Raw genomic sequence first — 8,781 nt, forward strand, 5'->3', positions numbered from 1 at the left:
CCATGCCGCGCGTAGCGGCAGAAGGTGGTGATGGGTTAATCCATTTGGTACCAGACGCCGCAATCGACGCCTTCGGATTGCAGCGATTTGTGCATGGCCTGCACCCCGGCATAGCGCCGGTTACCCTGGCCATCAAACGGAGCGCCGAGGTGAAAGGCTCGGGCGTGGTAGGTGCTGGCTGACTGCATCCAGCCATGAAGGCCGGCATCGTGGAGCGTCTTCTCGCGGAGAAGGCCAACGCGGAGATAAACCCGGTCGAGGTTCGCGCTACCGCCATCGTCCGAAGCGGCTGCTGCCGCTGCTTTACCGGCTTTAATGGCGCGCGCGACTGCTGCCACCACTTCTGGCAATTGCTCTTTTTTCATGGGGAACACCTCGCCCGCCGTACACCGGCAGGCTGTTGAGTTGGAAAAAAGGTCTACGGTTATGGCTTCAATGCCAAAGTTTTGGGGTGAGCAATGCGTGAAACACTGGAAGTCGAGTTCCAAGGGAAGACCTACAAAGCTTCGTATTCCGTAGATAAACGGATGGTCACGGTATGGGCTGCAACCTTGTCAAAATCCACGCAGGTTGGCGGGTCTCCACCTGAAACCATTGCTCGAATAATCGCGAAAGAGCTGCTGATGGAAGCAGAGCAGCAGGGTTTGTTGTAGGGCTGGCTCACTGGTGGACAAGTTCGGCGGGGACTTCCACCGCGGCGCCGCGCTTGGCGAAGACCACGGCGCGGAACACTGCGATGGTTCTGGTTTCGCCGGATTGGCGGTTGAACGGGGCATTTGTCGCGTCGGCCAGCCATGGGGCGCGAGGGCCGGCTTCGCACCAGACGCCGTACTTCGTGATCAGGCGCTCGGCGTCGGGCATGGCGAAGAGCTGCAGCTGACCGGTGCCAGGCTGCTGATCACCCTCGATCGCGCTGATTGCCCAGTCCAGCGCCGGGCCGGTCAGTTCCTCGGTGCGGACGCTGACCATGCGGCTCACTGCCGATTGCCGATTTCTGCTGCGGCCCGGACGATTGCTCGACGGGTTCCGTAACTGTCCATCGCCTCAATGATCATCACGCCATGCGCAGAGTTTTCAGCTCCAACAGAATCGCAGTCCTCCATAAACACGATGCAGATCCCGAGCTGCATAGCCAGGCGAAGAGCATGGCCATCGTCGTTGAGTGGATCCCAACCAGTTGTCACGACGTCCCCATCCTTTCGAACGAGAAGAGCGGCAACAGGCGGCTCCATCTCCAAGCGATTGGCGTTTATCGGATGAGATGTATCGTATCCAGCTGCTTTTGCAGCCAGTTCCAACATTTCACGTTCGTTCATCGCCACGGCCCCCTGTAGATCAGGTAGGCCATGTAGAGCGGGGCGAAGATCATGGCTGAACCCTCTTGAACTCGACGACCCAGACCCACGGGTTGGCTGCCCAGTCGCCGCCAGTCGTTTGCCACAGGTTGCCGAAGGCATTGCGTGCAGAACCGAGGCACTGTTCGTGATTGGTCGTTTTGTCCCACATCCAGCCATTGCGCTGCTGGTGAGTGGATTCCGGCAATTCGCAGTTCGAGGCGTCTCGGACACCTTTTCCGCTGTGGAAGCAGGCTTTGCCGTAATCGGTGAAGAAGCAGCCTTCTGCTTGGGCCTGTTCCTCGCTGATGTCCTGCAACCGCTCGACACGCACGTCGGTGATCTCCAGCAGGATGCGGCTTGCCCAGCGCGGCATGTGAATGCTCGGGCGCCAACGAATCAGTTCCTCTTCGCCTTCAAAGTCCGGGATGCCGTCGGCCCGGTAGTGAATTTCGCAACTTGCCCGCTCGTCCACTGGCACGCCGGCTTCGCGATAGTCATTGATGAAGCAGGTTTCACGGACGTACAGCCGGTCGCCGGGCTTGCCGAAGGGGCAGCAATGTTTGGAGAAGTTGCGGGCGGTCTCGCGATCGTCAGATCCGCAACCGAACAGATGGCCTTTCCACGAAAAGCCCGATCCTTCGGTTAGCACTGGCTGCGGATTCACCGCCCTACGCGTGACCGTCTTCCTGCCATCCAGAATGGCGCGCACCATCGGGGCCGAGAACAGGATCGGCCGTTCCTTGACGTTGCTCATGCGGACTCCTTGGCTGGCGGCCATTTTGCGTATTCGTTTGGCGGAAGCTGATCAGTTACGTCATGGCTGGCCCAAGCCAGAAACTTCTCCTTGGTCACCTTCGGGTAGTGCTTGCCGAACCCAACCGAAGGGCCGTCGTACTGAACTTCACACGAACCGACCCACGTGATGGTTCGGTCGTTGATCGATGGGTTCCAGGTGTCACCGGCCTTGGCTGGCTTCTTTGCCCGGTAGGTGCGGCCTACCTGGAGTTTGAGTTTTTCTTCAGGCATGACTTCGTCCTTGCCGCTATAGCGGCTGACTTTGAAGGGGGAGGGAGTAGAGGTTTTTGAAGCTACGGCTACTATCGATAAGAGTCAGTTATTGCGGTGGCCCAGATGCTCAACGAGTCAGATAAAGTCGGACACACGTTTAAGCGGGCGTTTTTCCGGGTAGATGGCGTGACGATGTATTTTTTTTGGGCTGTTTGGCTCGGGCTCACTGTCTGGGCGCTATTTGACCCCGCGCCTTTAAGATTCCCCGCTTGGCTTCTTTTCATGACCGGCACAGTATTTAACCCCATTTTTTACGTACTACTGGGTGTCATGCGATCACCTGGGCTGTTGACGGCGCTTATCATCATTTTCTTCAACGTTAAATTCCTCCTCATTTTCGTCTGACTTAGAAGGGGAAAAGTTATTTGTATTCGTTACTGATGCGTTCGGCGATGTCTTCGAGCTCTTCGGCCATGCCGTACATCCTGTTGTTATCGCGGCGGGAGACGACAGGTGAGCGGTGGACGTTCCGACCTTCGAGGATCTTCGCGGCCAGCAGGATCAGCTAGGCTTCGAACTTACTGCGGATGAAGCGCTTCACGTCGCCACCTTCGGCGTGTAGGTCAGCGTGCCGTCGAGGATCGCTTCCTTGATGGCTTCGAACTCCCAAGCGTAGTACTGCGATTCGACATAGACGCGCATTTCGCTGTAGCCGTGCTGCTTGCGTCGAATGAACGCCTTAGCGGCAGAGTGAAGTGGCTGCTCACGATCTCCTAGCGTTTGTTCCAGCCGGTGACGGTGCGATGGTAATTCAGCGGCATTATTTGGTTATGGTTCTTTCCGTGTACATCGTGACAAAATAAGCTAACAACGAATGTCAGGGATGCCACTATGAGCAGAAGTGAAAAATTAGCGAAGTATGCAGCTAGAGTCGTGTTGCGGAACCCAAATTTGAATATCGTGCCAGATACTGAGCTGTTTCCTTGGTTTATCAAGGAGTTTCAACGTCACTTACAAAGTAGTGAGGCGCGGAAAGAGCTTTTGCTTCCAAATATTCAAGACAAGAACGAGACAATAGCAGTTTTTAGTGATTACGGCGGAGAACATTCTTCGAGTAAATTTTATACATACAGTTTTCTTGTTGTCGCATACAGCCAATTGCATTTATTCAATAAAAAAATGAATGAACTTAGGGGTGAGTATGGGTTGAGTGATCCGTTTAAGGAGATTGCCTTTAAGCGCCTCGATCATGGACCTTCGTTTAGGTTTCTAGAGCCGTATTTGTTGACGGCGCAAAATCTAATAAATGGTTTGGTGCTCACAGTAGTAGTCGAAAAAGATATAGATTCACTATTTTTTGATGGGAAATTGAATAGTTCCAAAGTCCTTGAAGAGGCATTGGCTAAAATTGGTATGTCTTATCTGAAGCCAGCGGTTGCTGAAAAGCTTTTTAGGATTACACATTATTTATCATTTTTGATTACTCTGCTTTCAAAAGAAGGTCAAAAAATATTTTGGATGACAGATAATGACGCAATAGCTGCGAATACAGAGCGATTTGAAGATGCGTTGTCATTTTTTTGTCGCGTTCTAGGGCATTATTCTCAAAAAAGATATGCGCTTGTTGGCGGTGCTGTGCCTTTTAAGGAGAAAGACAGCAGTTTCTTAGATTTGCTCAGTATTCCTGATTTGGTTGGCGGAGCTGTAGAAAATTATATGACTAATAAGGCTCGGGGTGGGGAGGGTGAGTTCTCAATAAAGCCAGGTTCTGAAGTGATACTTAAGTGGCTGGCTAATCAAGGTATAAGTTTAAAGAAGCATACAATGATTATTCGTAAGGATTGCGAAGGAGTGAGTGCTGCTACACTTAATTTTAATCTCGTTGAACCATTAAGTGACTGTGAAGTTGTCAGTATATTTCTTTGATCTCTAGTCGGAATCGATGCCGTAGGCCATCTGCTCCGCCTGCACGATGAAGACAGCATCGGCGGTCCAGTGGTTTTGCACCCCTGCTCCATACAGTGATAGCGAATGCGGTTAACGTAGTCGAATCAAGGTCGCTGGCTATCGCCACGCTACGGGCTTGCTCGGCTGTTTTTTTCTGTGGGCATGGGGCGTCCTATGCCGGGGCATGCCCGGGCGGTGGAGGGTTGGGGGATACAAAATTGTTTCTGCAGCTACGTGCTGCGCGGGGGCTTCAGCTTGTCTGGAAAGCTCAAATAGCTCTATTTCAATGCTCTTCAGCCCGTATACAACCCCAAGATTTTTCCGCGCAGACTTAAACAGGTCGCCGAGATGTCTCGAGCGATGTTCCGTTATTTTCTGAAGAGGAAGAACTAATGAACAAGAAACTGATGTATTTGATTGGATCCGGCGGTGTGGTGATTGAGTATGTTGAGGTGCTTACGCAGACCTCCACCTGCGTCGAGGTAGATCGGTTATCTACCCGTCGTTTCACGGCTTCTGAACTAAGCGAATTGCGGCTAAAGGCGATCCGTAACCGCAGAATGTAAGACTGCTGCATTCGATGCCGGAATTCCGGCATCGATTAACGCTCAATTTGTCGAAGAATTCGGCGTCCGATCCAGCGCACGCACGGCACGGCCTTGCTGTTGCCGATAGCCTTGTAGCGAGGGCCGTCCGGGCATTCGCTCGCAGGCTTGCCGCGCCACGGGATGAGCGTGTAGTCGTCGATCATTCCCTGCAGGCGTTCGCACTCTCGCGGGATGAGGCGCCGAACCGAACTTGATCCCGAAACAACGTTGGGGCCCAGGGCTGAGTCAGTGTTGTCGACTTGCTTGCCGTAATTGCTTGTAAGCGTCTGGGCGACCTCTCGACATGCAACTATTGGCTGGCCGCGCCCTGTACCGTCCTCGCTGCCGTCGAAGCCGTCGGCCTTCAGCGTATGTGTGATGTCACCAGTGATACAGACCGCATGTTGTGAGCCGTTGTCCAACGTATACATGGGATCGGCCGTCTCGCCGATTCCGAGTCCATTCTGTGCCTTGCCGCGAGTGGCGTTCTGAATAGGAAAGGCAACTGCGACCTGGCCGCCTGCATTCGCGTGGCTTCCAGAGTGATTCATGGCTCGAAGCGTTGGCGCGATATCGCCAGCGTCGGCGCCGTGATCCTTGCAGGAAAAGGCAAGGACGGCGTTTTCCATCCCGTTGTTCCGTCCCAACGTGTGCGCCTGTTCAAAACGAACATCAGGGTCTTGCGTGCCGTGTACGACCAAGAGCCCGGATTCTGCATCTTGCTGCGTTGCGCTGCCCGCCGCCTTTCCGTTGGCGTTGAGTGTGCCGGCCACGATGAAAGCCTCGGAATCGTCGCGGTGGCTACTCTGGGCCTGGGCGCGCAGTGCTGGCGCGGTTAGCGGGATGTCGTCGAGCGAGTAGCCTCCGGACTTGCGTCCGCCACCGGCAAGCGTCGGCGCGACAAAGAACGTCTCGCTTTCGAAGTCCTGCCGGCCGCCGTGATGGGTCAGGGTGCCTGACCGATCAATCGCGCCGGCCGAGTTACCAGTGCCGAACGCGGGAATCCCACCGAACATTGATACCGCCGGGCCCTCATCACCCTCGCAGTTCATGCAGCCGTATTGACCGAGTTCTTCGGGGAAGACGTTTCCACATCCGCACTGGAGCGCAGGGCCGAAAGGAGCTGATCCGGTAACGTCTTGCCCCTCGCCTCGGCGCGGCGCAGTATCCCGGCGCACGCCTTCTCGCTCAAAAAGTACCTCGGTGGGATCGAATCCGTCTCGAGCACTTGCGACAACGAACACACGGCGGCGTCGTTGGGCCAGGCCGAAATATTGGGCGTCCAGGATCCGCCACGCGATTGTTCTTTTGGGTCCATACACACAACCAGCGTCCGGCCACTTCTTCCCTGAAGGCTGCAGTTCGCAGTCTTCCCCAGCAAGCGCGCCAAGAAAGCATCCGAAGGCGTTCCCTTTGTCGCTGAGGACGCCGGGGACGTTTTCCCAGACGATGACGCAGGGCGGCTTTCGCTGGCCTGCTCGAACATAGTCAACTGCATCTGCAAGCTCCACGTATTTGATGGTGAGGGCGCCGCGTGGGTCGGTGAGGCCTTCGCGCATCCCGGCCACGCTGAAGGCCTGGCACGGCGTTCCGCCGACGAGGATGTCCGGCGCAGCGATCTTGCCGACCAGCACCTGGGCGCCGAGTTTGGTCATGTCGCCGAGGTTCGGCGTGTTCGGATAGTGGTGGGCCAGCACCGCGCTGGGGAACGCTTCGATCTCGGCGAACCAGGTAGCACGCATGCCCAGCGGCTTCCATGCAAGCGTTGCCGCCTCGATGCCGGAGCAAACCGAGCCGTATTCGATTTCCATAGGGGATCCTCGCCGGCTGGCGTAGTGGGGTTGATTGGTCTATTTCTTGATGAGCCGGAAAGAGTCCGGGTCAAGGAGGGCGAGATGTCTAAGAAACCTGTTAACAAGTTGATTGCTGACGTTACAGGCCTAACTGAAGTCGAGGTCGACATACATTTGGTTGAGCTGAAGGAGCAAGCAAATGGTGATTGGCTGGCTTATTTCGGTCAGGAGATTGAGCTATATCCCGAGGCCTGCAAGAAGCTTGAACCTTCGAAGATTTTTCGAATTCCGGCTGAGCTAGCTAACAACTGGTACGACAGAGGCAATGGATAGGCTCCAGTCTCACCCGCTGGCGCGATTGTGAACCCGCCTTTCTCATGATTCGCGAGATCGATGGTGTGCGAACTCGCCCTGATATTTGTCTGCCGCCGCAACATAGGCGGCGTGCGCTTGTTCAGGTGTCGGAAATGATCCGAGATAGGTCTTCTTGCCGTTGGCGTAGATCTGCGCTTTCCAGCAACGGTCGCCTTTGTGGTAAGTGGCACCTTTCAGGCCGGACGAACAACGAGGCGGGACGTTTGCGTTGTTTTGCGCGCTCGTTGCCACTCTCAGGTTTGCCCATGCGTTATTGCTTCGAACGCCGTCTCGGTGGTCGACAGCGCCATTTGGCCAGCAGCCGGTGACCAGCATCCAGGCCACCCGGTGAGCGCCATAAGTCTTCCCGAGCAGCTTCAGATAAACATACCCATCGGGCTTCTTCGATCCCGCTGGCTCACCAATGCGCCGGCGGCAGTGGTTAACCTTCCAGGTGAAGTTTCCGGTAAGCGGGTCGTAGGCAATCATTTCCCTGAGCAGCCGGGTACGCCGCTCTGAATACATCTCAGGCATATCGTCACATCGATGGGTTGGTGGCAATTTGGTTTGGGTTGGGGTATTACGAAAGGCTGTTATGGAAAAAAGGAAATTGCAGTCTTGGACGAATTAGTAAAAGAAGTGATACCGCTGCTGCAGTATCTGATTCCAGGCTTTCTTACGGCATGGATTTTCTATTCTCTAACTGCGTTCAAACGACCTGATACATTCGGGCAGATCGTGCAGGCGCTGATATTTACTTTTGTAATTCATGGAGCAGTTTTGGTTTTAAAGGCCGTATTACTGTGGATAGGCTCAAAGGGATACATTTTGGGGTTGTGGGACGTTAAGGCTGAAGCATCGTGGTCATTTGTGATCGCCGTATTGCTAGGGTTGCTTTCTTGCTACTGGGCCACGAACGACAAGCTCCATGAATGGTTACGAGACAAAAATATTACAAAGCAAACCTCGTATCCCACTGAGTGGTATAGCGCTTTTGCGACTTATGAGCGGCTTGTCGTTTTGCATCTTGTCGACGAGCGACGCCTATACGGCTGGCCTATGGAATGGCCATCGGAGCCTACGAGCGGTCAATTTGTAATGCAGGATCCATGTTGGCTAGAGGATGATGGAACAGAACGACCTTTTGATGCCGAGTTCGTGGTGATAGATTCGGCCAAGGTACAATGGGTTGAGTTTGCTAATGAGTGAAGGAATGAGCCATGACCAGTAAAGCACCGCAACCAATGCCGCCAGGAGTAGGTCGCAGAGTACATACGCAGGACGAGAAGAATCGGCCAAAATCAAGCAACGAAAGGCTTGAGAGGCCTAAAGCGCCTTCCGCACCCCCTCCACCAAAAAGGTGATTTACCCAGGGGCGACAATCTCGTCATCGGGCTCACCGGGATGCTTTGCTAGATATTGCTGGCCAGCATCCCTCAGCTGTCTCAACACCTTTTCGCTTAGCTCGTATGGTGTCGTGACACTCCTAAGCGTCCAAGCCTGGGTCTCGAAGTCGGCCGCGATCAGGTTCCGCAGCAGGTTCTGATACACCTCCTGCTGGTTGTTGAACCCATGGGCGGCCATGACCCGTTTGAGGTCTGGCTTGAACACCCCGGCGACCTCAACAGTAAACTTCTCGACGCCCAATGCAGCATCCTTTGCTGCTGCCTTCTCGCGCTTTTTCTTCTGCTTGATAGCTTCCTTCGTCGGCTCTTGTACTTCGGCCATGGCCTACCTCTTCAATTCCGCTGGCCG

14 protein-coding genes are annotated in these 8,781 nt (G+C 54.6%); 6 read left to right on the forward strand and 8 right to left on the reverse strand.

Annotated features, from left to right (window positions below; all coding sequences use genetic code 11):
• Positions 1 to 35: 35 nt before the first annotated feature.
• Entirely contained in the window at positions 36 to 365 is a 330-nt protein-coding gene (locus tag AB1J88_RS03075) for a hypothetical protein (RefSeq protein WP_430290154.1), read from the reverse strand.
• Positions 366 to 458: 93 nt separating this feature from the next.
• Between AB1J88_RS03075 and AB1J88_RS03080 the strand changes: the two genes are divergently transcribed.
• Complete coding sequence (locus tag AB1J88_RS03080; protein WP_430290155.1) at positions 459 to 653, forward strand: hypothetical protein; 195 nt, start codon at positions 459 to 461, stop codon at positions 651 to 653.
• A 7-nt stretch (positions 654 to 660) separates the two neighbouring features.
• On the opposite strand, the gene AB1J88_RS03085 is transcribed toward AB1J88_RS03080, so the two are convergent.
• The 4 genes from AB1J88_RS03085 to AB1J88_RS03100 are packed head-to-tail and all read right to left on the reverse strand — an operon-like array spanning position 661 to position 2,363.
• On the reverse strand, positions 661 to 969 hold the full coding sequence (locus AB1J88_RS03085; RefSeq protein WP_430290156.1) for a hypothetical protein: 309 nt from the start codon (positions 967 to 969) through the stop codon (positions 661 to 663).
• Between the two features lie 5 nt (positions 970 to 974).
• Positions 975 to 1,316 (reverse strand): hypothetical protein, encoded by a 342-nt coding sequence (locus AB1J88_RS03090; RefSeq protein ID WP_430290157.1) that lies wholly within the window; start codon positions 1,314 to 1,316, stop codon positions 975 to 977.
• A gap of 49 nt (positions 1,317 to 1,365) precedes the next feature.
• On the reverse strand, positions 1,366 to 2,091 hold the full coding sequence (locus tag AB1J88_RS03095) for a hypothetical protein (RefSeq protein WP_430290158.1): 726 nt from the start codon (positions 2,089 to 2,091) through the stop codon (positions 1,366 to 1,368).
• Positions 2,088 to 2,363, reverse strand: a complete 276-nt coding sequence (locus AB1J88_RS03100) for a hypothetical protein (protein ID WP_103367561.1) — start codon at positions 2,361 to 2,363, stop codon at positions 2,088 to 2,090. The genes AB1J88_RS03095 and AB1J88_RS03100 overlap by 4 nt, the downstream gene beginning before the upstream one ends.
• A gap of 105 nt (positions 2,364 to 2,468) precedes the next feature.
• On the opposite strand from AB1J88_RS03100, the gene AB1J88_RS03105 reads away from it, so the two are divergent.
• From AB1J88_RS03105 to AB1J88_RS03115, 3 genes are all read left to right on the forward strand, one after another.
• A complete protein-coding gene (locus AB1J88_RS03105) occupies positions 2,469 to 2,750 on the forward strand; it encodes a hypothetical protein (protein ID WP_430290159.1) in 282 nt (93 codons plus the stop codon).
• 486 nt (positions 2,751 to 3,236) lie between these two features.
• A complete protein-coding gene (locus AB1J88_RS03110) occupies positions 3,237 to 4,271 on the forward strand; it encodes a hypothetical protein (protein ID WP_430290160.1) in 1,035 nt (344 codons plus the stop codon).
• 413 nt (positions 4,272 to 4,684) lie between these two features.
• Entirely contained in the window at positions 4,685 to 4,858 is a 174-nt protein-coding gene (locus tag AB1J88_RS03115) for a hypothetical protein (protein WP_430290161.1), read from the forward strand.
• 35 nt (positions 4,859 to 4,893) lie between these two features.
• Here AB1J88_RS03115 and AB1J88_RS03120 read toward each other — a convergent pair whose 3' ends face one another.
• The gene (locus AB1J88_RS03120; RefSeq protein ID WP_430290162.1) at positions 4,894 to 6,690 is read right to left on the reverse strand and encodes a DNA cytosine methyltransferase; all 1,797 of its coding nucleotides are present in this window, start codon (positions 6,688 to 6,690) and stop codon (positions 4,894 to 4,896) included.
• An 84-nt stretch (positions 6,691 to 6,774) separates the two neighbouring features.
• Here AB1J88_RS03120 and AB1J88_RS03125 point away from each other — a divergent pair, with 84 nt between their 5' ends.
• Positions 6,775 to 7,005 carry a hypothetical protein gene (locus tag AB1J88_RS03125; RefSeq protein WP_430290163.1) on the forward strand — a complete coding sequence of 77 codons (231 nt, stop codon included), beginning with the start codon at positions 6,775 to 6,777 and terminating at the stop codon, positions 7,003 to 7,005.
• A 42-nt stretch (positions 7,006 to 7,047) separates the two neighbouring features.
• Here the strand turns inward: AB1J88_RS03125 and AB1J88_RS03130 are convergent, their stop codons facing one another.
• Entirely contained in the window at positions 7,048 to 7,560 is a 513-nt protein-coding gene (locus tag AB1J88_RS03130) for an HNH endonuclease (protein WP_430290164.1), read from the reverse strand.
• 84 nt (positions 7,561 to 7,644) lie between these two features.
• Between AB1J88_RS03130 and AB1J88_RS03135 the strand changes: the two genes are divergently transcribed.
• Positions 7,645 to 8,235, forward strand: a complete 591-nt coding sequence (locus tag AB1J88_RS03135) for a DUF6338 family protein (protein ID WP_430292655.1) — start codon at positions 7,645 to 7,647, stop codon at positions 8,233 to 8,235.
• A gap of 156 nt (positions 8,236 to 8,391) precedes the next feature.
• Here the strand turns inward: AB1J88_RS03135 and AB1J88_RS03140 are convergent, their stop codons facing one another.
• Complete coding sequence (locus AB1J88_RS03140; protein WP_430290165.1) at positions 8,392 to 8,754, reverse strand: hypothetical protein; 363 nt, start codon at positions 8,752 to 8,754, stop codon at positions 8,392 to 8,394.
• Positions 8,755 to 8,781 lie beyond the last annotated feature (27 nt).

The organism is Pseudomonas sp. S8, assembly GCF_050473925.1.
GTDB classification, from domain to species: Bacteria; Pseudomonadota; Gammaproteobacteria; order Pseudomonadales; family Pseudomonadaceae; genus Aquipseudomonas; species Aquipseudomonas parakoreensis.

Excerpts from the sequence above, each read along its gene's own strand:
- AB1J88_RS03075 (WP_430290154.1), bottom strand. The coding sequence starts at position 365 with ATGAAAAAAGAGCAATTGCCAGAAGTGGTGGCAGCAGTCGCGCGCGCC.
- AB1J88_RS03080 (WP_430290155.1), top strand. The coding sequence starts at position 459 with ATGCGTGAAACACTGGAAGTCGAGTTCCAAGGGAAGACCTACAAAGCT.
- AB1J88_RS03085 (WP_430290156.1), bottom strand. The coding sequence starts at position 969 with ATGGTCAGCGTCCGCACCGAGGAACTGACCGGCCCGGCGCTGGACTGG.
- AB1J88_RS03090 (WP_430290157.1), bottom strand. The coding sequence starts at position 1,316 with ATGAACGAACGTGAAATGTTGGAACTGGCTGCAAAAGCAGCTGGATAC.
- AB1J88_RS03095 (WP_430290158.1), bottom strand. The coding sequence starts at position 2,091 with ATGAGCAACGTCAAGGAACGGCCGATCCTGTTCTCGGCCCCGATGGTG.
- AB1J88_RS03100 (WP_103367561.1), bottom strand. The coding sequence starts at position 2,363 with ATGCCTGAAGAAAAACTCAAACTCCAGGTAGGCCGCACCTACCGGGCA.
- AB1J88_RS03105 (WP_430290159.1), top strand. The coding sequence starts at position 2,469 with ATGCTCAACGAGTCAGATAAAGTCGGACACACGTTTAAGCGGGCGTTT.
- AB1J88_RS03110 (WP_430290160.1), top strand. The coding sequence starts at position 3,237 with ATGAGCAGAAGTGAAAAATTAGCGAAGTATGCAGCTAGAGTCGTGTTG.
- AB1J88_RS03115 (WP_430290161.1), top strand. The coding sequence starts at position 4,685 with ATGAACAAGAAACTGATGTATTTGATTGGATCCGGCGGTGTGGTGATT.
- AB1J88_RS03120 (WP_430290162.1), bottom strand. The coding sequence starts at position 6,690 with ATGGAAATCGAATACGGCTCGGTTTGCTCCGGCATCGAGGCGGCAACG.
- AB1J88_RS03125 (WP_430290163.1), top strand. The coding sequence starts at position 6,775 with ATGTCTAAGAAACCTGTTAACAAGTTGATTGCTGACGTTACAGGCCTA.
- AB1J88_RS03130 (WP_430290164.1), bottom strand. The coding sequence starts at position 7,560 with ATGCCTGAGATGTATTCAGAGCGGCGTACCCGGCTGCTCAGGGAAATG.
- AB1J88_RS03140 (WP_430290165.1), bottom strand. The coding sequence starts at position 8,754 with ATGGCCGAAGTACAAGAGCCGACGAAGGAAGCTATCAAGCAGAAGAAA.